Annotated in this window: 19 protein-coding genes; 14 read left to right on the top strand and 5 right to left on the bottom strand. The window is 65.7% G+C overall.

What is annotated here, in order from left to right; translation table 11 throughout:
- The first annotated feature begins 113 nt into the window (after window positions 1-113).
- The 3 genes from ACFU4Z_RS08325 to ACFU4Z_RS08315 all read left to right on the top strand — a co-directional run bounded on the left by ACFU4Z_RS08325 (window position 114) and on the right by ACFU4Z_RS08315 (window position 1,990).
- On the top strand, window positions 114-764 hold the full coding sequence (locus tag ACFU4Z_RS08325; protein ID WP_379060730.1) for a vancomycin high temperature exclusion protein: 651 nt from the start codon (window positions 114-116) through the stop codon (window positions 762-764).
- A 357-nt stretch (window positions 765-1,121) separates the two neighbouring features.
- Window positions 1,122-1,358 (top strand): hypothetical protein, encoded by a 237-nt coding sequence (locus ACFU4Z_RS08320; protein ID WP_379060729.1) that lies wholly within the window; start codon window positions 1,122-1,124, stop codon window positions 1,356-1,358.
- Between the two features lie 269 nt (window positions 1,359-1,627).
- The gene (locus ACFU4Z_RS08315; protein ID WP_379060728.1) at window positions 1,628-1,990 is read left to right on the top strand and encodes a hypothetical protein; all 363 of its coding nucleotides are present in this window, start codon (window positions 1,628-1,630) and stop codon (window positions 1,988-1,990) included.
- 15 nt (window positions 1,991-2,005) lie between these two features.
- Here ACFU4Z_RS08315 and ACFU4Z_RS08310 read toward each other — a convergent pair whose 3' ends face one another.
- Window positions 2,006-2,629 carry a sigma-70 family RNA polymerase sigma factor gene (locus tag ACFU4Z_RS08310; RefSeq protein WP_379060727.1) on the bottom strand — a complete coding sequence of 208 codons (624 nt, stop codon included), beginning with the start codon at window positions 2,627-2,629 and terminating at the stop codon, window positions 2,006-2,008.
- 801 nt (window positions 2,630-3,430) lie between these two features.
- On the opposite strand from ACFU4Z_RS08310, the gene ACFU4Z_RS08305 reads away from it, so the two are divergent.
- A complete protein-coding gene (locus ACFU4Z_RS08305; protein WP_379060726.1) occupies window positions 3,431-4,765 on the top strand; it encodes a lipase family protein in 1,335 nt (444 codons plus the stop codon).
- Here the strand turns inward: ACFU4Z_RS08305 and ACFU4Z_RS08300 are convergent.
- Window positions 4,762-5,388 (bottom strand): TetR family transcriptional regulator, encoded by a 627-nt coding sequence (locus tag ACFU4Z_RS08300; RefSeq protein WP_379060725.1) that lies wholly within the window; start codon window positions 5,386-5,388, stop codon window positions 4,762-4,764. The genes ACFU4Z_RS08305 and ACFU4Z_RS08300 overlap by 4 nt on opposite strands.
- Window positions 5,385-6,233, bottom strand: a complete 849-nt coding sequence (locus ACFU4Z_RS08295) for an enoyl-CoA hydratase/isomerase family protein (protein ID WP_379060724.1) — start codon at window positions 6,231-6,233, stop codon at window positions 5,385-5,387. The genes ACFU4Z_RS08300 and ACFU4Z_RS08295 overlap by 4 nt, the downstream gene beginning before the upstream one ends.
- An 88-nt stretch (window positions 6,234-6,321) precedes the next feature.
- On the opposite strand from ACFU4Z_RS08295, the gene ACFU4Z_RS08290 reads away from it, so the two are divergent.
- Window positions 6,322-6,963 carry a DedA family protein gene (locus tag ACFU4Z_RS08290; RefSeq protein ID WP_379060723.1) on the top strand — a complete coding sequence of 214 codons (642 nt, stop codon included), beginning with the start codon at window positions 6,322-6,324 and terminating at the stop codon, window positions 6,961-6,963.
- Window positions 6,964-7,006: 43 nt separating this feature from the next.
- Here the strand turns inward: ACFU4Z_RS08290 and ACFU4Z_RS08285 are convergent, their stop codons facing one another.
- Window positions 7,007-7,162: a hypothetical protein gene (locus ACFU4Z_RS08285; protein WP_379060722.1), complete on the bottom strand. Its 156-nt coding sequence runs from the start codon at window positions 7,160-7,162 to the stop codon at window positions 7,007-7,009.
- Between the two features lie 286 nt (window positions 7,163-7,448).
- Here ACFU4Z_RS08285 and ACFU4Z_RS08280 point away from each other — a divergent pair, with 286 nt between their 5' ends.
- The 5 genes from ACFU4Z_RS08280 to ACFU4Z_RS08260 all read left to right on the top strand — a co-directional run bounded on the left by ACFU4Z_RS08280 (window position 7,449) and on the right by ACFU4Z_RS08260 (window position 15,994).
- On the top strand, window positions 7,449-8,372 hold the full coding sequence (locus ACFU4Z_RS08280) for a DMT family transporter (RefSeq protein ID WP_379060721.1): 924 nt from the start codon (window positions 7,449-7,451) through the stop codon (window positions 8,370-8,372).
- A 218-nt stretch (window positions 8,373-8,590) separates the two neighbouring features.
- Window positions 8,591-9,262 carry a hypothetical protein gene (locus tag ACFU4Z_RS08275; RefSeq protein ID WP_379060720.1) on the top strand — a complete coding sequence of 224 codons (672 nt, stop codon included), beginning with the start codon at window positions 8,591-8,593 and terminating at the stop codon, window positions 9,260-9,262.
- A 378-nt stretch (window positions 9,263-9,640) separates the two neighbouring features.
- Window positions 9,641-11,308, top strand: a complete 1,668-nt coding sequence (locus ACFU4Z_RS08270) for a fatty acyl-AMP ligase (RefSeq protein ID WP_379060719.1) — start codon at window positions 9,641-9,643, stop codon at window positions 11,306-11,308.
- 28 nt (window positions 11,309-11,336) lie between these two features.
- Entirely contained in the window at window positions 11,337-11,603 is a 267-nt protein-coding gene (locus ACFU4Z_RS08265; protein WP_379060718.1) for an acyl carrier protein, read from the top strand.
- Complete coding sequence (locus ACFU4Z_RS08260; RefSeq protein ID WP_379060717.1) at window positions 11,600-15,994, top strand: type I polyketide synthase; 4,395 nt, start codon at window positions 11,600-11,602, stop codon at window positions 15,992-15,994. Before ACFU4Z_RS08265 ends, ACFU4Z_RS08260 begins: the two co-directional genes overlap by 4 nt.
- A gap of 411 nt (window positions 15,995-16,405) precedes the next feature.
- On the opposite strand, the gene ACFU4Z_RS08255 is transcribed toward ACFU4Z_RS08260, so the two are convergent.
- Entirely contained in the window at window positions 16,406-16,627 is a 222-nt protein-coding gene (locus tag ACFU4Z_RS08255) for a hypothetical protein (protein ID WP_379060716.1), read from the bottom strand.
- 215 nt (window positions 16,628-16,842) lie between these two features.
- Here ACFU4Z_RS08255 and ACFU4Z_RS08250 point away from each other — a divergent pair, with 215 nt between their 5' ends.
- From ACFU4Z_RS08250 to ACFU4Z_RS08235, 4 genes are all read left to right on the top strand, one after another.
- Window positions 16,843-18,150: a cytochrome P450 gene (locus tag ACFU4Z_RS08250; RefSeq protein WP_379060715.1), complete on the top strand. Its 1,308-nt coding sequence runs from the start codon at window positions 16,843-16,845 to the stop codon at window positions 18,148-18,150.
- Window positions 18,151-18,325: 175 nt separating this feature from the next.
- On the top strand, window positions 18,326-19,468 hold the full coding sequence (locus ACFU4Z_RS08245) for a polyprenyl synthetase family protein (RefSeq protein ID WP_379060714.1): 1,143 nt from the start codon (window positions 18,326-18,328) through the stop codon (window positions 19,466-19,468).
- Between the two features lie 15 nt (window positions 19,469-19,483).
- Entirely contained in the window at window positions 19,484-20,110 is a 627-nt protein-coding gene (locus tag ACFU4Z_RS08240; protein WP_379060713.1) for a biliverdin-producing heme oxygenase, read from the top strand.
- 41 nt (window positions 20,111-20,151) lie between these two features.
- Window positions 20,152-21,327, top strand: a complete 1,176-nt coding sequence (locus ACFU4Z_RS08235; protein WP_379060712.1) for a PucR family transcriptional regulator — start codon at window positions 20,152-20,154, stop codon at window positions 21,325-21,327.
- Window positions 21,328-21,406: the final 79 nt, after the last annotated feature.

Below are 21,406 nucleotides of genomic sequence, written 5' to 3'. Positions count from 1 at the left end.
CGCCGTGACTCGCCTGCGGTCGGTTCACAGGGTCATTTACGATCGTCGCGGATCGGATATCCCGGCGAACGGCTGTGGTCCAGTGCCTTTCGCGACGACTGAAAGAGGTTGCCGTGGTGGATGATCGGGCGACGCGGCGCGGGAAGTCCGGCGGCGGGGCGGGGCGACGGTGGGTGCGAAGGGGCCTCGAGTTCGGCGTTGCGCTGGGGGCGGGGGCGGTGTTGGTCGTGGTCGGGGCGAATGTCCGGCTGTGGATGATGTCGTCCGGGCACAGGTTCGAGCCCGCCGCGGCGCCAACGGTTCCGGTGGTGATCGTGCCGGGGGCGAAAGTGGGGCCCGATGGTGCGCCGATGGCGTATTTGCGTGGGCGGCTCGATGTCGCGATCGAGCTGTTGCGGGCCGGGAAAGCCCGCGAGATCCTGGTGTCCGGCGATGCGGCGGGCACCTCGGGGGACGAGATTGCTTCGATGATGAGGTACCTCGCCGATCATGGTGTCGATCCAGCGCTCGTGCGCTCCGACGGGGCGGGGCTGTCGACGCGGGAGACGTGTGCACGAGCCGAACGGTTGTTCGAAATCGACCGCGCGATCATCGTCACTCAGTATCGACATGTGCCGCGGGCTGTCGCGTTGTGCCGTGCCGAGGGGATCGACGCCGATGGAGTGACCGCGTACTGCGAGTGCAGGCGGATGACGGTGGTGCGCAACAATATCCGCGAGTGGCTCGCCGCTCCCAAAGCGGTGGCGGGTTTGATTCTGCGTTGATCGGGTCGGGTGGGGGGTCCATTCGGCAGGCCGACCGGGTCTCGGTGCTCGGCTGAAATGCCTGGTCGGCGGCTCCCCAGCCTTGGGTATAGCCACTATTGCGACATTCGAGCCTGCGCGTGCGCTTGTGTTCGGCGCGGGCCAGGCAAATTATGCGCAGTGAAATCTGTTGGGTCCCACGCGATTTGCTGTGCGGTGTAAAGCGATCGATCAGTAAATGATCTTGATTGCCGGCGTCGACGCTTTATTGATTCGAAGGTCGAAGATTCGCGGCGTGCTGAGATTTCGGGCGTAGGCTTCGGCCGGAAATCGCAGGTAGGACTGTTTTTGCAGTCGCAACAAGAATGGAGGAAGGCCATGGCTACAGGGACCTTCACCTTCAACAACGACTACGGCTACTCCGAGCAGATCGAAAATCCGGAAGAATATCAGACATATAACATAGTTATTGGCAATGGTTTGGTCGACAACCAGACGAGCGCCACGGTCACGCTCTACTCCGAGCCTGATTGCCGGGGAAACTTCGACTATTTGCACTCGCGCAGCAGCAAGTATCTCAGTGAGGCTTGGCGCAGCTTCAGATTCACCAGCTGACGGGTCGGTCACCTTCGTGTCGGCCCGACGGGATCGCGCTCCCGCTGCCGTAAAAGTCCGGATCCTGCCGGGCGGGAGCCGATGCGCCCCGTGGCTGTGGCCTGCTCGAAGGTGGCAACCCGCCGGAAGATACTTCCCTGTGCTGGGAAAGTCGTCGTGGTCGGTGAGAGGAGACTCGAAGGGGTCGACAGTGCAGTACTGATCAATCGCCTCGGCGGCAGTGCGGTGCGAACAAGCTGTCGTCACATGCGCAGGAAAGTTGATGTCCCATGCTCGACTCACGTATTTTCTTCATACTGGTCGTATTGATGGTTCTGGTGGTGACGGTCGCCGTCAGCGCGATTCATCTACGGACTCTGCATCATCCGCCGGGAGTAGGCGGCGCCGGAATGCGAAGGCGCACTACGGCCGTGCATCGAATACCGGCAAAAAAGGTTGTGCGGCATGATATCTGGCCCGCAGCCTGGACCCACGAGGCTCCATCGCAACCGTTCACGATCGCGGAGGCGCATAACGAAATGCAGCGGCACCGCAATTGTGGCGTCGACATCTGCGATCGTAAGGCTGCCGCCCTCAGGGCATTGGTGGAGGGTGGGAAGGTCAAGCTGGATTCGTCGCGCCACAGGGCGTAGCGCACCACCTCCACGTCATTCGTTGCTCAGCCATACCTCCAACTGCTTCAGTCCGACGCGAATGCGGCTCTTGACGGTCGGTAGCGGGATCCCCAGCAGGTCGGCGACTTCGCGGTAGGTGCGGTCGCCGTAGTAGGCCAGGGCGATCGACTCGCGTTCGCGTGCATTCAGTCTCGCTAGATTGTCTCGGATCGATTGGTGGTCGAAGTGCTCGTCGACCTGTTCGGCGACGACATCGTGACCGCGCCTGGTCTCGGTATTGCCGTAGTTGTTCTCCCGGGCTGCGATCGCATGCTCGGCGCGCACCAGGTCGACGGCGCGCCGATGAGTGAGCATCATCAGCCAGGTCAGCGGGGCGGACCGAGTACGGTCGTAGCGATCGGCGGTGGTCCAGGCTTGTAGATAGACCTCCTGAGTGATGTCCTCCGCGATCGTGCGGCTGCGCACGATGTGTACCGCGAGTCCGAAAACCCGTTGGCTGGTTGCGTGATAAAACTCGGTGAAGGCGGCCCGATCACCTGCGGCGATCTCGGCGAGCAACTCGCCGAGCCGGTGGCGCGAATCGATCGGGAGGCCGCTTTCCGACGGTCGCGGTATCGCGCCTGTCCGAACAGCTGTGCTCGGTGTCATAACGACCATCGCTGCCTCCTCATTCCGGACGGCACGGTTATCGTCCGGTCGTGGCGCGTCGGCATCGGGGTTTGGCGCAGCCTGTGGTAATGCGCGCCGACGCCGGGCATTCGAGGCTGTCTGCAATCCGATCCGAAGTAGGGCGATAAAAGCACACGCCCGAATTCGGCGAATTGCCCGAGCGGTCACACTCTGCGTGTCACTGCTCGAATGGGTTCGTCTAACCGAGTATTCGTACTCTACTGCGTCCGCGCAAACGGTTGCGGGATTTTTGATCCAGACTGGGGGCAAACTGTGAGCATTTCCGACTCCGAGTATGAAACGGTTGCTATTGGCGGCTCTACCTTGCGAAATGCGAATGTAGTGCAGTGCCTGTTTTCTGTGGATATCTTCCTTGTGTAACGAGTGGGTATCGAAACGGTCGAGTATCGGTTGCGATTATCGTCGCGTCAGGTGATGGCGCGGAAACTCCTGTTGTGGAATGGGAGGAAACTCCCGTTCTGGAATGGGAATTCGCAGGAGTCTGCATCACGAAACCGGTTCGATGCGGTGGCCACGAGCTCGGGTCGTGGTCGGCGCAGGGGCGCGTCCACGTCGCTGCCGCGTCCTTCGGCGGCGACCACCACGAGGCGAACGGCCGCGAAGGCGCTGGCAGCACATGATGCCCCGCGGTGTCCGTTGGTGACGTGCACAACTGGTCGCCGCGGAAGCTGTCGGAATGCGGATGGCGTCACAGCTCGCTCGAGCGGTCTACTTGTCACCGGTCCGGTGATCGGATGGCTGGAGCGCGCACATCGAGGTGAGGGCTATATGTTCGGGGTTCCCCGTAGATTCAAGTGGGTCGCGGCGTCGTTGACGGCGCTGTGCCTTTCGGTGTCCACCGGGGTCGCCGCAGGCGATCCCTATCCGGCCTTTCCGCCGGATCAAAACCAATTGCCGCAGTTGCCAGCGGAACCTCCGCTCTACGACCTGCTCCCGATCCCGGTGCCCGACGAGGACCCGTGGTACGCGGATCCGGCGGATTTGGCGGCCTATGAGCCGGGTCAGATCATTCGTACCCGCACCGTGCAGACTCGGATCCTGGGAATCCCGTTCCCCGTCGACACCAAGCAGCTGCTCTATCGCAGCAACGATGTGCACAACAACCCCATCGCGACCGCTACGTCGGTGATCACTCCCGGCATTCCGTGGCTCGGTGGCCCCCGCCCGGTTGTTTCGTTCCAGGAAGCGATCGATTCGACCGACTCGTCGTGCAATCCGTCGTACACGCTGCAAACAGGCACCATGAAAGAAAGCCTGCTTGCGCAATATTGGCTGATGCAGGGCTTCGCACTGAACGTCCCGGATTTCGATGGCAAGTTCAACACCTTCAATACCTTCGACGAAGGCAAGATGGTGCTCGACAGTCTTCGTGCCATGAAAAATGATGCGACGCTGGGGCTTGCCGAATCCGGGATCGCGCTGTACGGCTACTCGGGCGGCGGCTCGGGTTCGATCCGGGCCGCCGAACTACGCAAAATCTACGCTCCCGATGTGCGACTGCTGGGTACCGCTATCGGCGGTACGCCGGGTGATCTGCAATTACAGGCGCGCTACGCGACCATGCAGCAACCTGGACTCACCGGGATCAGCAACTTCACTATGTGGCTCGGTTTCGCGGGCCTGTCGCGTGAATTCCCTGAGGTATTCGACGCGAAGAAGCTGCTCACCGAGGAGGGTCAGCGCATTCTCCAGGATGTGCAGAGCCGCTGTGTCTACACCATTGCGCTGACCGGAATGTACCGGCCGATCAGCGACTACTACCAGCCGGGCAAGACATTGGAATCCATTCCCGAGGTCATGCGGGTGCTGAAGGAGCAGAGTCTCGGTCAGCAGATTCCCGATAGTCCCCTCTTCTGGTGGCACGGGATGTGGGACGAGTTGATCCCGCCGTCGGTGGTGCTGCCGGTGGTCGACGAGTACTGGAATCGTGGCGCCGATCTGCGGTTCTACACGATGCCTTTGCCGGAGCACATCACCAGCGCGGTCGCGGGATGGCCGCCCGCGGTGGCGTGGACCAGCGCGGTCCTGCGTGGTCTGCCGCCGGGTCCGCGGTTCAAGGCGGACTTCCGGATTCCGGGCAGTCCCGGACTCCCTGGCAGCTAGTTCGGGCTCGTCATCCCGTTCTCCAGCAGGGCGAGGCAGTCGTCGAGTAATTGTCGGTGGCGCTGCATGAATCCCTCCGACAGGTCGTCGGCCGCCGCGGTCCACGCTGCGATCGCGACGCCGATGATGGCGCCGGCGAGGGTGGTGGTCGGCAGGTCGGCGGCGGGCCGGCCGAGGCGTTCGGCCAGCCCGCCTGCGAGCAGCGGGATCGCCGCGGCCATCTGTGCGGGGACACGAGCGCGGAGTTCAGGGACGGTGCGCAGGAGGTATTCGCGTTCCGCACTGACGGCCCTGTCGGCGGGTGCCGCCGAGTCGGTCAGTGCGCGCACTGCGTCGCGAAGCGCCCGAACGGGATTGATGCCTTCGAGGTTTTCCGGGAGTGCGTCGAGCACGGCCAGGTCGGCGATGTCGTGCAGCACCACGTCGGCCTTGGTCGGGAAGTATCGGAAGAAGGTCATGCGTGACACGCCCGCGGCGGCGGCGATCTGGTCGATGGTGGTCGCGGCGTAGCCCTGTTCGTGGAACAGTCGTAATGCTTCGCGTTGCAGCGTGGCCTGCGCCAGCGCCTTCTTTCGTTCGCGGTGCGACCCCGTTGCCGAGGTCGAACGATCTGGCGACGTCACGAGGTACCGAACCGGCTGTTCATTGTGCGCAGTTTATCGAGGTCGCCCGCCTCGCCCATTGTCATACCCCAAAGCTGGTGTGCGGCGTGGAACCCCAAGTCTTCGACGAGTGCGCGCTTCCATGGGCGGGTGGCGATCGCGTGCGTCAGCCGGCGCGAGCCGCGCGGTCGCGCCATCATCATTTCGGCGATCTGCCATGCCCTCGGCAGTAATCGATCCCGGGGGAGGATCTCGTTGACCAAGCCCAATTCCATTGCGGTGCGGCCACTTATCGGCTCACCCGTGTACATGTAGTAGGACGCGCGCTTGATGCCGATGGTGCGCTGCAAGGTCAGTGCCATGCCGTCGCCGGGGACGCCACCGGCGAGGAAGTGCGGGTCGAAGAAATCGGCGTCCTCGACACAGAGTGTGATATCGCAGGCTGTCGCGAATTCGCAATGGGTTCCCGGCCCGTTGACCGCGGCGATCGTCGGTATGTCGATGGCGAACAAGAGGTTCTGCAGCAGCAGCACCATATCGTCGTACATCTTCAGCTGACTGTCGATGGTCCAGTCGGGGAAGGGAGTGTGCCACAGCTGCGACGGATCGCCGGTATGCCACCAATCGCCGGTTCCGGTGATGATGACGACCTCGTTCTCCGGGTCGTTGCCGACCTCGGTCCACACCCGATGCCAGGCGTTGTGGCCATGCCAGCTGTGCTGGAACGGTCCGCCGTCGGTGTGCATCCGCAGCTCGATGATGCCGTTGCGGCGGGTCATCACGAAGAACTCGCGGTAACGCTCGGCGTACTCCTCGAAAGGCGTGTACGCCGCGCGGCCGTCGAACGGAGACAGGTTCTCGGTCACGGTGGATCCTCTCGGTGCTCGCGGCTGGGCGTCCTCCACCCGCCTACAAAATGATACTAGTAACAAATGATACGAGTATCATTATCGCATGAACGATCAGCTCCTGGATCTGGCGCGCGATGTAATGGGCTCGCCCTTGGTCTATCTCGTTGTTTTCGCCCTCGCCGCGCTGGACGGAGTCCTCCCGGTATTCCCCAGCGAAGTCGTGCTGCTCGTCTCGGGCGGTTTCGCGGCGACCGGTCGTCCGAACATCGGGTTACTCATCCTCGCCGCGTCGGCGGGCGCGGCGGTCGGCGACCAGGTGAGCTATCGGATCGGCAGGCACGCGGGGCGGCCGATGCTGCGCAAGATTCCCCTGGGAACCAAGCGGCACAGGGCGGTTGGCTGGATCGCGAGCGTGCTGGAACGGCGCGGACCGGTCTTCATCGTGATCGGCCGGTTCCTGCCCGGCATGCGGTCGATCATGACGCTCACCGCGGGCGCGGTCGGCGTCGCGCCACGAGTCTTCACCGCATTCGACATCATCGGAGCTGTGCTCTGGGGTATGTCGGGTGCGCTGCTCGGTTACTTCGGCGGCAACACCTTTCAGGATTCACCGCTCGCCGGTTTCTGCTTTGCGCTGGTCCTCGTGACGACGGTCGTAGCGCTCGGCGAAGCGGGACGCAGACTGCAAGCGTCGGGCGCCCGGACCGCGCACAGCGCGAAAGACACTCAGGGTCAGCGGCGATGACGGAGCCCGTGGGCGAGGCACACGCACCGAAGCCTTCGGGCGGCTACCTGCCGTGGTGGTCGCGCCGGTGGACTTCCTCTTCGTGTTCACTGATCTCGCGCTCGAGTCGTTCATGAAGGACGCCCTCGGCGCGTGATCTGCGCAGCGCCGCGAGGTCGCGCATGAGCTCCAGGTAGTCCTTCTCACTCGTTCGGCGCATCACACACCCGGATGTGGCTCGCGGCGCACGGCAACCGAAAGCGGTGCAGCGTCATGTTCAGACGCTCCTGCCTCGGCCGTGGGGCGGGCCGACTGTTGCGCGGAGACGTCGCGGTATCTGTCCGTGAACGAAGTGCCTCCGGCTTCCTCAACGGTAACACTGCCGCCGCGACCTGCCGATCCGGGGCGAATGGCCGGGCGCGGGGCTGTCGAGGGGCTGCAATCCGCGGCGGCGCGGTGTCCGAAAACTGCGTGATTTCCGGTCGGCGGTGCTCTACGTTCGGGGAATGAAGCAAGGCGTTCGGTCCGACGATCGGAAGGCGGTCGTCGCGGCCGCCGTCACGGTGGTGTTGTGGGCCTCGGCGTTCGTATTCATTCGTGCTGCGGGAGAAGACTTCTCGCCGGGCGCGCTGGCGCTGGGCCGACTGCTGACCGGAGCCATCGCCTTGGTGGCGATCCTGATCGTCACGGGGGAGGGTTTGCCTGTCCGAGCTGCGTGGCGGGGCATTCTGATCTCCGGCGTGCTCTGGTTCGGGGTGTATATGGTCGCCCTGAACTGGGGTGAGCAGTATGTCGATGCGGGCACCGCGGCGATGGTGATCAACATCGGGCCGGTGCTGATTGCGGTGCTGAGCGGCGTGGTGCTCGGCGAGGGGTTCCCCGCGCGGCTGATGGCGGGGATCGCGGTGGCGTTCGCCGGCGCGATCGTGGTCGGGCTGTCGAACTCCGGTGGCGGCCGCAGCGCGGTGCTCGGGGTGATCCTGTGCCTGACGGCGGCGGCGACCTGGGCGATATCGGTGGTCGCGCAGAAACCCGCGCTCGCCCATGCGTCGGCGCTGCAGGTGACCACCGGCGGATGCGTGATCGGCGCGGTCGCCTGTCTACCGTTCACGGGTCAGCTGGTCCGCGAGGCCGCGGATGCTCCGATGTCCTCGACATTGAGCCTGGTGTATCTGGGTGTGTTCCCAACGGCTTTGGCGTTCACCACATGGGCCTACGCCCTCGCCCGCACGACGGCGGGCAAGATGGGCGTGACGACCTACGCGGTCCCGGCGCTGGTTGTACTGATGGCGTGGATCGCGCTCGACGAAGTCCCGGCCCCACTCGCCGTCGTCGGCGGTCTGTTGTGCCTGTCCGGTGTGGCGATCACTCGATCCCGCCCTCGACGCCCGAAGGATGCCGCGCCGGAACAGGTATCGACTCCGGCGTAATCGCGCCGTGGATACCGAGCTCAGCCGCCGGCCGCTGTGCACGGGGTCCATCTAGTCCCAGTAGTTGAAGAGCGCTTCGCCGCGAGTCGCAGGCTTCCAGTACTCGGGTTCGGGAGCGGAACCACTCGTTCGGGCGCGGGCTATTCGCGGACTGCGCCCGGGGTCTCCTGTTACGCTGCGCTCAATAAATGGAACGTGTTCCAGAAAGCGGTGACGGCATGACACAGGTGAAGCTCGTTTTCGCGCTGTGGGGTGCCGGGGACCTGCTGGCTGCCGAACTGGCCGAGCGTCTCGGGGCCGCGGGGGTCGAGGCGGCTCAGGTGAACATTTCCGACGGCGCGGTCGCGCAGGCCATGGTGCGGCTCACGGCGTTCGATGCGCCGGTGCAGGCGGTGGTCAGCGCCTGGATGCGTGAGGAGCAGCGCGTCGAGGCCGTGGCCGAAGTACTCGCATCGGTCGCGGATCGGGTCGTCGGGTGGCTGGTCGAGGCGGTGTCGCCGATCGAGCTGCCTGCCGTTCCGATCGGGGAGCGGGCGGCGGGTCTGTCGAACATCGCTTTCCTGCGGCGGCCGGCCGATCAGCCCTACGACGAGTGGTTGGACTACTGGCGTAACCAGCACACCGAGATCGCGATCGCGACCCAAGCGACATTCGGGTATGTGCAGAACCGGGTGATCGGCGCTGCGACGGACGGAGCACCCGAGGTCGCCGCGGTGATCGAGGAGTTGTTCCCGATCGAGGCCCTCACCGACCCGCACGCGTTCTACGGCAGCGGTGGTGACAACGCGGAGCTGGCCCGCAGATTCGATCGATTGATGACCAGCGTCGCCAAGTTCGGCGCGGACAAGAACATCGATGTAGTGCCGACGAGTCGCTACCGCATTCTCTGAGTCGACGAGCCGCGGGGGCGTTACCGGCGGACACCCAAGGTGTCGAGCCGAGGCCTGGCCGCCTGCGAAACATAGCGGCGCTCGAGGTCGTCGACCTCCGCGCTCATCGGCCGATTATCCCAAGGCATGGCGGCGAAGGGTCGACATCTGTCGATCGGAACCCCTGATTTACCCGAGGTGTGCTCGACGCGGCTCTGCCGATATCGCTGACTTCGCATCGGCGCGCGGAATCGGTGTCTGTCTCCCCACCCAGGGGTGGGTTTGGGCTCACCCCCGGGGTTAGCTGGGCGATACCTGTGGTCTCTATCTCCAGGCGCGTGGAGAGCGGATAGTAATAGTCATCCCCTATGACGACCTCCACTACGAAGGAACTACGGAATGCAGCCAAGTTACGTTCACCACGTCAGGCAGCAAGTTGTGAAATACGGGGAGACCCGGTCGTACACCTATCTTCGTGAGGCCGGACGCGAACTCACCGAGGAGATCGTCACCTATCGCGAACTCGATCGCGACGCCAGGGCTGTGGCCGCCTGGCTGGCCGACCGTCCAGAAGCGGCGGAGCCTGTCGTGCTGCTCTATCTCGACGGAATGGAGTTTCTGCGAGCCTTCCTCGGCTGCCTGTACGCCGGCGTTGTGGCCGTGCCCGCGCCCGTACCGCACGACGAGCGCAGTACCCAACGAGTGGCGGCCGTGATCGCGGATTCCGGTGCGCGCATGGTCATGACGACCACCAACTTCCAGTCGATGGTCGCGGCGGCGACGACCGCGATCGTCGTGGCAACCAACGAACCGCTCGGCGATGCCGACGCATGGCGGATGCCCGATATCGACTCGGGAACCATCGCGTTCCTGCAGTACACATCGGGTTCGACGGGCACCCCGAAGGGCGTCGTCGTCACCCACGGCAACCTCATGCACAACGAGGCCGCGATCACCGCGAACGGGGGGCTCAATGATGCCGCGACCGGCGTCAGCTGGATCCCGCAGTTCCATGACATGGGACTGATCGGCATGCTGCTCGGCACGATGTATGCCGGAGCGAACCTGGTGTTCATGTCGCCGACGACCTTCCTCAAGCGCCCGGCGCGCTGGCTGCGGGCCATCGACAAGTACCGCGCATCCTTTACCGCCGCGCCGAACTTTGCCTACGAACTCATCGCCCGAAGAGTTACCGACGAGCAGTTGGCCGATCTCGATCTGTCCACGCTCGAGGTCGCCCTGTGCGGCGCCGAGCCGGTCCGCGAACGAACCATGGCGGCGGTGCTCGAGCGGTTCGGGCCCGTGGGCTGGCGGCCGACGGCATTCCTGCCTGCCTATGGCCTGGCCGAGGTGACGTTGCTCGCCAGCGCCAGACAGGAGGTCAACGCGGCACCCGTCGTCATGGACCACGGAAATGACGGCAGGCTGGTCGGCTGTGGGAGCGCGGCTCGCGGTCTCGACATCCGCATCGTCGACCCGAATACCCATCAGCAGGTGCCGGACGGCAGCGTCGGCGAGATCTGGATTCGCGGAGACAGCGTCGCCGCCGGTTACTGGAACCGGCCGGAGGAGACCCGCGAGACCTTCGATGCCCACATCGGCAGCGAGGGGCCGTTCCTGCGCACCGGTGATCTCGGTCTACTGCGTGACGCCGAGTTGTTCGTCGCGGGCCGCCTCAAGGATCTGCTGATCGTCAACGGCCGCAACCTGTATCCCCAGGACATCGAGGAACTGGTCAGCCAGCTACACCCGGCCCTCACCGCAGGGGTCGCCGTATCCGTCGATGCGGGCGGGCGGGAACGACTGGTCGTGATGCAGGGCGTCAAGAAGGGACTGCTGGGCGATACCACGCTCGCCGAGCTGACCGCGGCGATCAAAATCGCGGTCGCTCGCGGGTTCGACGTGCCTGCGCCGAATGTCGTTCTCGTAGAAACCCGATCGGTACACCACACCACCAGCGGCAAGGTCCAGCGCAGCTCGATGCGCGCCGCGTTTCTGGAGGACCGCATCGGAGGCGTCCTGCACGAAGATCTCGAACCGGCACTGAGCCGAGCACTGACCGTCTGATCGACCTGCCCCGCCGAGGAGCCGAAATATGTTCAGCACAAACGTCACCCACCCGTCGACGATCCAGGGCTGGCTCGTGGAGCGCATCGCCGACTACACCGAACGCGCACCGCACCAGGTGGATCCGAAGGTTCCGCTCGCTGAGCTCGGGATGGACTCCGTATCGGCCGTGACCCTGTGCGGCGAGATCGAGGACCGGTGGTCATTGGACGTCGACCCGACCCTGGTCTTCGATTACCCCACCATCGCCGAAATCGCCGGGTATATCGCCGCCGAGTTCAGCGTCGCCGCATGAACGATATCGCCGTCGTCGGTCTCGACTGCCGGTTCCCGCAAGCAGCCGATCCAGCGGCATTGTGGCAGTTGCTGATCGAGGGGCGTGAGGTGATTTCGGAGGTTCCGGCAAGTCGCTGGGACGCCGAGGACTTCCACGATCCGGCCGGAGCGCCCGGCACGATCAACACCCGCAGCGGCGGATTCATCGACGACGCGGACGCGTTCGACCACGATTTCTTCGGCATCACACCGCGTGAGGCCGAGGCGATGGATCCGCAGCAGCGATTGTTGCTGCAAGCCACCTGGCGTGCCTTCGAGGATGCCACACTCGATCCGCGCGCCCAGTCCGGTTCGCGGACCGGAGTTTTCGTGGGCGTCATGGCCAATGAATGGGCCAACCTGCAGATGAGCGACTACACCGCGATCACGCCGCAGCACGGGTCGGGCAACGGATACTTCATGACCGCCAACCGGCTGTCCTACCAGTTCGATCTGAAGGGCCCGAGCATCGCGGTCGACACGGCCTGCTCGTCCTCCCTGGTCGCGGTCCATCTCGCCTGTGCCGCTCTGGCTTCCGGCGAATGCGACCAGGCGGTCGCGGGTGGGGTGAATCTCGTGTTGACCCCGGCCGTCGGAGTGTTCTATACCCAAGCCGGTCTCTCCGCTCCGGATGCCCGGTGTAAACCGTTCAGCGGCAATGCCGACGGGATCGTGCGCGGCGAGGGGGTCGCGGTGCTGGTGCTGCGTCGCCTCTCCGACGCGCAGGTCGCGGGCCTGCCGATCTATGCCGTGATCAAAGGCAGCGCGGTCAACTCCGACGGGCGAAGCAACGGCATCACCGCCCCGAACCGGTGGGCGCAGCAGCAGGTGATCGGCGAGGCGTATCAGCGGGCCGGAGTCCGGCCCGAGGACGTGGACTTCCTCGAGGCGCACGGCACCGGAACGGTGCTCGGCGACATGATCGAGGTCAAAGCGCTCGGCAAGCTGCATGCGAACGGCCGCGCGCGGCCCTGCGGAATCGGTTCCATCAAAGGCAATCTCGGCCACACCGAGGGTGCTGCCGGGGTCGCGGGCATCATCAAAGTCGCGCTCAGCCTGCACCATGGTGTCGTTCCGCCGTCGCGGTTCGCCGACCAGGAGAACCCGCGGCTGCGGATGGCGGAGCACGGTCTGCGCCTGCTCGCCGAACCGATGTCGCTGGATGGGTCTGCGCACGGCGGCGTCAGTAGTTTCGGCATCGGCGGCACGAACGCGCACATGGTGCTGGCGAGTGCGCCCACGACCGAGGCGCGGTCAGGGGCCGGCGTGCCCGGCCGGACAGCAGTGGCTTCGGGAAGCGCGGTGCTCACGCTGTCCTCGGACAACGAGGAGGGGCTGCGGCGCAACGCACTTCGGCTGGCCGAAACGTTGGGGTCGGTGCCGGAGGATCGTTTCGCGCAGCTCTGCTGGACGAGCAATCAGGTCAAGTCGTCCGGTCGTAGCCGGCTCGCGATCGTGGCGAACGACCGCGACGAGGCGATCTCGCGCCTGCGGTCAGGTGCGGAATCCGGTGTCGCGCAACCGATCGCGGCTGGATGGATGTTCACCGGTCAAGGATCGCAATTCGCCGGAATGGCGGGGGTGCTGCATGCGGCGAGCCCCTCGTTCCGGCGTGCCCTGGCACTCGTCGATGACGCCATGACCGCTCACCTCGGCCGCTCGGTGCGGGATCTGATGCTCGACGAACGCGCCGACATCGACCGCACCGAACTCGCTCAGCCCGCGATCTTCGCGATGGAATACGCACTGGCCAAGTCGCTCGCCGCTGCGGGCGTCCGCCCCGCGTGGGTGATCGGTCACAGCATCGGCGAATTCGCGGCCGCGGCGGTGGCGGGGGTGTTCGACCTCGAGGACGCGTGCCGTCTTGTCGTCGCGCGTGGCCGACTGATGCAGCAGTTGCCGCCGGGCGGCATGATGCTCGCCGTGCGAACAGCCGCGGCACAGCTTGCGGATGTGCTCGCCGACGAACCGATGGTCGCGCTCGCCGCTGTCAACGGACGAGAGGACGTAGTGATTTCCGGTGCGGCGGAGGCGATCACGCGTATCAGGGCAGCGCTGGACGCGCGTGCGGTGACCACGAAGACGCTCGCGGTGTCCCACGCGTTCCACAGCCCGCTGATGGATCCGATGCTGGCCGAATTCGAAGCCATCGCGCGCGCCTGCATCTTCCGTGCGCCAGCGCTCCCGGTCTACTCGACCGTGCGCGGCCGCCTGCTCGACGCGGACGAAGCGATGGATGCCGCGTACTGGACCGAACACGTCCGTGCCACTGTACTTTTCGGTGCGGCCGTCGAGGCCGCACTGGGCGCCGAGCCAACACATGTCGTCGAAATCGGTCCGCGTCGTGTCCTGGTCCCGCTCGTCGGCCGAATCCGGCCCGACTCGAGCGCGCGCTGCCTGGCGCCGAGTCCGGGTCCCGGCGCGACCGGTAGCGAACTCGCCGAGGTGATCGCCGCGCTGTATCGCGATGGTGCTGACCCCACCTGGGACGAACTCTACGAACCGGCACAGCGCGTCCGCCTCCGCCTGCCGGTGTACGAGTTCTCGACCGAGCATCGGTTCTGGGTCGAGCCGCCCGCCTTCAGCAGGACCACACCGGACCCGACCGGATCATCGCCCGCCCAGCACACTGAACTGCACACTCTCCCTATAGCTTTCGCGCATCGCGAGGACACTACGATGGACCAACTGATCGCACTCTTCCGTGAGCAGAACGCCGTACTGGCCAGCATGGTTGCCGCGCCCACCGCGGCTCGCGTGCCGCGGGCTGTTGCCGAACGGCCCACCGCCGCGCCCACCGCCCTCACCACGGATGCCGTCGCCGGTATCGTGCGCGCAGAACTGGCCAGGGTCAGCGGATTCCCTGCCGACCGGCTCCGGGAAACCCAAACCCTCAGTGACGGACTCGGATTCGACTCGCTCATGCTGGCCGACCTGTTCGCCGGGCTCGTCCGCAAACTTCCTGGACTCACCATCGACCCGACCTGGTTCACGGCGGCGACGACCATGGGTGACGTCATTACCTACGTCACGGGTCAGTTCGCCGGTCGGTCTTCCCCTGATGGCGCAGCGCCTGCCGTCCATGCCGCCGTACCCGCGCCGACTGTCGCCGCCGCGGACGGTCCCGGTGTCGCGCCCGAATCCCGGCCCACCGCCGTTGCGCCGGAGTACCAGATCTCCGAGTTCGCGGAGGTGAAGGCTATCGCCGATCGGCTTTCCGGCGGCGAGGCGCTCGGCCTGTCCAACCCGTACTTCCTGATCAACGATGGGGTCACCAGGGACACCTCCATCATCGGCGGCGCGCAGGTGGTCAACTTCTCCAGCTACAACTATCTGGGCATGTCCGGCCATCCGGCGGTCGTCGAGGCTGTTCAGGACGCCGTCGCCCGCTACGGTAGCTCGGTCTCGGCCAGCCGCGTGCTCTCCGGCGAGAAGCCGGTGCACCTCGAGCTGGAGGCCGAACTCGCCGCGCTGCTCGGCACCGAGGATGCGATCGCACTCGTCGGCGGTCACTCCACGAACGTCACGATCATCGGACATATCGTCGGGCCGGAAGATCTCGTGATCCACGACAGCCTCGCGCACGACAGCATCCTGCAGGGCTGCAGACTCTCGGGCGCGACGCGACGGCCGTTTCCGCACAACGACCACGCCGCACTCGACGCTTTGCTGAACGACATCCGCCACCAGTACCGGCGTGTCCTCATCCTCATCGAGGGCGTCTACAGCCAGGACGGTGACATCCCCGATCTGCCCGCGATTATCGAGATCAAGAAGAAGCACAAGGCACTGTTGATGATCGACGAGGCGCACAGCATCGGCGTGCTCGGCGCGCACGGCGGCGGGATCGGCGAATACTTCGATGTCGATCGGCGCGACGTCGAATTGTGGTCCGGCACCATGTCGAAGGCGCTCGCCGGGTGCGGTGGCTATGTGGCGGGCAGCGCGGAGCTGATCCGCTTCCTGAAGTACACGACGCCCGGATTCGTCTACAGCGTCGGCATGACACCGATGAACGCGGCCGCCTCGCTGGCGGCGATGCGACAACTGCGGGCCGACCGCGAGCCACTCGAACGGCTGCGGCACAACTCGCGGCTTTTCCTGCGCCTGGCCCGCGACGCCGGCATCAACACCGGTGACAGCAACGACACCCCGGTTATTCCGTGCATCGTCGGTGACTCGCTGAAGACGCTGAAACTGTCCAATGCTTTGCTGACCCGGGGCATCAACGTCAACCCGATCATCTATCCCGCCGTGCCGGAAGACCTTGCGCGGCTGAGGTTCTTCGTCACGGCCTGCCATACCGAGGACCAGATTCGCGACACCGTCAAGATCCTCACCGAGGAACTCGGTTTGCTCGCGCAGCAGTGAACGACACTCACTTCCGCGCCCCGCGCACACTTCTCAGCGAAGGTGAGGACCGTGCCGACGGACGTGAAAAGATCTGTGCGAGTAAGCTATCCGCGCAACGGCGCCGGGTGGGAATTGTCGGATCGAGGGAAGCGGGAATCTGTTGTTGGACGGGGGACTCTTCGTAGTCGTTCTCGTTGTGTTGCTGGTCGCTGTGTTGCTGGTCGTGGTGGCCGCGGCGATGAACTGGGATCCGAAAAGTCGCGGGGAACAGGATGATTGGGACGACGAGCCTGATGAACGCCGCCGTCCGCGCGGGCGAGTCGCGCAGCGTCAGGGTGGCCATTGGCCGGAGCGGGACGATCGATACTGACCATATGACGCAGCGGTAACACCGAACCGGTCGGGTAGCCCGGCTCGGTGGCCCCGCGGTTAGTCGACCCGGTCGCAGACCTCCGGGAATCTGGCTCGGAGTTGGTCCAAGCACCGGCGAACCTCGTCCAACTCTCTACCGAACAGCTGCGCTTCGGCGGTCGATCGGAGAACTCCGCGTCGGGTCGTCAACGTTTCGATCGTGCTGGTCAGGGTTGCGGCCTCATAGGTGAGCAGGTCATAGAACACGCGCGCCTGTTCTATGTCGGACTCGTCGAGCATCTGCTACCCGTATCAATTAGCCTGCACCGCAGGCTGTTCGGTAGTTCGACTGCTGTACACCTGATCGTTTCCCATGGTTCATGATTGCCTCGGGCACGGTCGTAGTCAATGGCGTGTCATGCGATGCCGGTGCTCGTCGAAGGGCGGTCGACGCCACTGTCCGAAACCGAGTTCTCGACGCTGGGTAGTAGCCCGCGCCCGTCTACTGTCATCCGATGACCACCAAGACCACGTCCGCGCCGGGGCGATTTCGGCTGTTCGGCAGTGCCATCCGCCTGGTGACCGATCCGCTGCGAGCGCTGGCCGAACTGCCCGCCTACGGCGACATCGTGCCGATCGGGATGGGGCGGTGGCAGGCGTTCGTGGTCTGCGACCCCGAGTTGACCAAGCAGGTCCTCGTCGACGACCGGATCTATGACAAAGGCGGCGTGCTCGCCGAGCGAGCCAGGGAGATCGCGGGCAATGGCCTGGTCACGTGCAGTCATGCCGACCATCGCCGTCAGCGGCGGCTGGTGCAGCCCGCCTTCGGGCGGGACCTGCTGCCCGGCTACGCGGAGGTCATGGCCGAGCAGGTCACGGCAGTGACCGAGACCTGGCAAGACGGCGGGATCGTCGATGCGCTCGCGGCCATGTACGCGATCACCACGCGGATCAGCTGCGCGACGATGTTCGCCACCGAAATACCGGCCGACCGGCTCGCCCAGGTAACCAGCGATCTCGACACCTTCATGTCGGGGGTGTACCGGCGTGTTCTCCTCCCGCCACTGCTGGACCGGATTCCCACGCCGGGCAAACGCCGCTACGACCAGGCCGTGACGCGCCTGCGCGGCCTCGGCGAGGAGATCGTCGCCGAGGATCGGGTCGCCGACCGCGGTGCCATCCTGTCGGTCCTCATGGCAGCGCGCGACGAGCACGGTGGCGGGCTGTCGGAGGCGGAGCTGGCCGACCAGGTGGTGACGTTCTTCGCGGCCTCGGTCGACACCACGGCGGTGGCGTTGGCCTGGGCGTTGCACCTGTTGACGGAGCATCCGGACGTCGCGGATCGCGTGTACCGGGAGGCCGATGCGGCGCTGTCCGGCCGCACCGCCACCCTGGCCGATCTGCCGGCACTCGAGCTCACCGGCCGGGTCGTCATGGAGACTCTGCGGCTTTATCCGCCGCTGTGGTTTCTCACCCGTGTCACCACGGCCGCCACCGAGCTGGGCGGACACCGGATTCCGGCGGGCGCGACGGTCGTCTGCAGCCCCTACCTCATCCATCACCGCGGCGACCTGCATTCCGAGCCGGGGCGTTTCGACCCCGACCGGCACGACGAGCGGCTGGCCCGCGGCGCGCTCGTTCCGTTCGGCGTCGGTGCCCGCAAGTGCATCGGTGAGAGCTTCGCTATGGCCGAAACAACTCTTGCCTTGGCCACTCTCGCCGCGCGCTGGCGCTTCGAAGCGGTCTCCGACACGCGCACCGTGGCCGCACCCAGGTTTGTGCTCGCTCCGCGAACTCTGCGATTGCGCACCGTGGCGCGCTGACCGGGCCGCCTTGCTGATCGGGCGAAGCGGACAAAACCCTCCCCGCAATTGGGAAACCGTCCAGTTTGCATCGTCCATAAACTCCTCCATGGTGCACGGCCTCCACAGATGGACTGGGGCCGGAACCGGACCGCGCCGGAGCTCTGGAGGCGGTCCGGACGATTGGAGGCCAGAGATGACAGCTGTCGACAATGACACGCGGGTGGGCGACTTCGTGCGCGGCGACTCGGAACTGTTGGAAACCGATCTCCGGGTATTTCTCGCCGAACTGACGGTCTCGGCATCGAAGGTGGCAGGCGCTGCCTACGGGCCACGAGAACTGGACACCGCACTGCGGCAGGCATTCCACGACCCGGTCACCGACGCACTGGGATCGAAAGTGGGGCAGGAGGCCCTGCGCCCGGCAGGCGGCCCCGGCTTCCGGCCGTCGATCGTGTACTGGGTCTTCCGCAACTACCGGGGTTTCGCGGGAACCGGGGAGGCGGCCGCCGATCTGGCGGTCATCCGCCGGGTAGCGGTAGCGGTTCGAATTCTCTTGAAGGCCGCGGTCGTGCTCGACGATATCGAGGACGGCAGTGCGGTGCGCTACGGCGAGCCGGCGTTGCATGCCACCCACGGGGTGCCGCTCGCCCTCAACACCGGGGCCTGGATGGTGCTCGCGGCGCTGCGTCACGCGCAAACCCCTGCCGTCGTCGGCTACCTCGTGCAGGCCGTCGAGAACGGCTTCATCGGCCAGTCGATAGACATGTCCACCCGGCTGGCCGAGGTCCGGCGCGAGATCGTCGCGGCACAGGTGAGCGATCGGGTGAAGTTCTGGGAGTCGGTCGCGACGTTGAAGACCTCGACCCTGTTCCGGATGCCGCTCAATGCGGCCGCGACCGCGCTGCGGGTGCCGGAGGAGGAACTGACCGTGCTCGACGACGCCATGCGGCAGTTGGGCACGGCGAGCCAGATCTTCAACGACCTCACCGATTTCGTGCCCGAGTTCGGCGGCGCCAACACACACGAGGACTTCGATGGGCTGACCAACCGGGTGTGCCTCGAACTGCTCGGCGCCGACCCCGCGCTCTCCGAGCTCGGCGCCGACATGGTCGGCGAGCGGTTGAAGACGTTCACCCTCGGCCATCCCGGGCTCGGGCAGACGCTGGTCGAGCTGGCCGCACAGGCGGTCGACCTCAAGGAGCAGGCCAAGAGCCGAATTCATCAACTGTGCCGATCTACTGACAGCGCAACGTATTTCGACATGACGATCGATCGTAAGGGTCACGTGATGGAGCTGTTGCTCGAGGCGGTTCGCGCCCAGTACTCGAACAAGTAGAGCGCGGCGGCAACAATGATCATGCAACGGCTACGCGCCGAAACCCGGGCCTGGCACGACGCACTGGAGGCGACGCCCTTCAACCTCGAACTCCTGAGCAGGACACTGCCGCTGGGCCCCTATGTCGGCCAGCTACGGGCCTACCGAATCATCCTCGGCGCCCTGGAGACCGGGCTGGCCGGCTGCGGCGACCCGGCAGTAACCGCGGTGTGGCGCTCCGATCTCGCCAAGGTGCCGCTGCTGGAACAGGATTTGGAGTTCTTCGATGCCGTGCCCGACGACGTCACCGCCGTCACGGTGGCAGCGCGGTTCGCGGCGCTGATCTCCGACCGGATCACCGCCGCTCCCGCCGCGGCGCTCGGGTTCCTCTACGTGATGGAAGGGTCCACGATGGGCGGATTGGAGCTGACCGCCCATGTCCGGGCGACGTTCGGATTAGCGGACGGTCGCGGCCTCGCCTACTACAACAGCGGCGACCGGCAACGCTGGTCCGCTTTCGCCGCACGGATGAACGACGCCGTCATCGATGAACCCGTGCAGCAGGCGGTGCTGGGTGCGGCGGACCAGGGCTACCGGGCGATAGCTGACACGCTGGCCGCGCTGTCGCGGCCGGATCGCGAAGAATCGACGCCCGGTGAGTAGCGTCGGTCGATATGGGAGCGCCTCGATCCGCTTTATCCACGGTGGGCACACGGAAGCTCGCCGCGGAATGCATCGCCGACATTCCGGTGCTCACCCGTCGCTTGCTGGCGGCGATCTTCACCGACAACCCGGAATGGACCGACTACACCTCGGTGCCGCGCGCGGATCTGCGTGACGGTTGCCGCCGCTACCTGACGCGCATCCTGGAACTGCTCAGCGGGGCCGCGACCGATCCCGAGCGCGACGACGTCGCCGCCTCGATCGGCAGGCATCGCGCCGAACAAGGTGTGCCGCTGGAAGCGATGCTGCGCACCTTCCGGCTCGGCGGACGGATCGTGTGGGAAGCGTTGCTGGACAACGCCGAAAGCGTCGGCTCGCAGCCGCACGAGATCCGCGAAGCAGGCACCGCCATGTGGACGGTGATCGACGGGTTGTCCTCGGCGTTGTCCACGTCGTATCGGAACACCGAGCTCGAGCAGGTGCGCAGGGACGAGCGACGCAGGCATGCGCTGATCGAGGATTTGCTGGCCGGGCGCGCCCAGGACGCCACGTTCGCCGCGCGGGCTGCCCGTGAGCTCGAGCTGCCGGTGCACGGCGCTTACCTGGTGGTGGCAGCGGATGTGCGGGCAGACGGCAGGCCCGCGCTGGCCGGGCCCGAGACCGTCCTGGCGGCACTGGGCATCCGGTCGGTGTGGCATACCCGCGTCGACAGCATGATCGGGCTGGTGTCGCTGGAACAGCGGGACATCGCCGCCGTGCTCGACCTGTTGCGTCCCCTGGTCCGCGGCCGGGCCGCGTCGTCCCCTGCGGTGCCCGGGCTCGCCCAGGTGGACAGCGGCCACACGCTGGCTCGGATCGCCATGGACACGCTGCCCAAGGGCGCGGTCGAGTTGGTGTCACTCGAGGAGCGCTATCCCGAGGCCCTGCTGGTGAACTCCCCGGATCTGACCGGACTGCTGGTCTCCCGCACGCTCGGCCCGGTGCTGGAGTTGGCGCCACGAGAACGCGACGTGCTGCTGCAGACCCTCGCGGCCTGGCTGGCCGAAAACTGTTCGGCGGCCAATGCATCGATCCGCCTGCACTGCCACCGCAACACCGTGCTCAACCGCCTGCAGCGCGTCTCCGGACTGATCGGCCGCCCGGTGGACGGGCAGCGCGCCTATCTCGAGCTTTCGCTCGCACTGTCGGCGCTCGAGCTGACCGGCCGCACCGACTGACTCGGCCTACACGCCGATCCGGGAGCAGGCGGATTGGGCGCAGCGCCCATTTTCGCGGCCCGATTGCTGGGCTTCGAAG

Source organism: Nocardia sp. NPDC057440, from assembly GCF_042802915.1.
GTDB lineage: Bacteria > Actinomycetota > Actinomycetes > Mycobacteriales > Mycobacteriaceae > Nocardia.
This window is presented reverse-complemented; position numbering and strand designations above follow the sequence as displayed.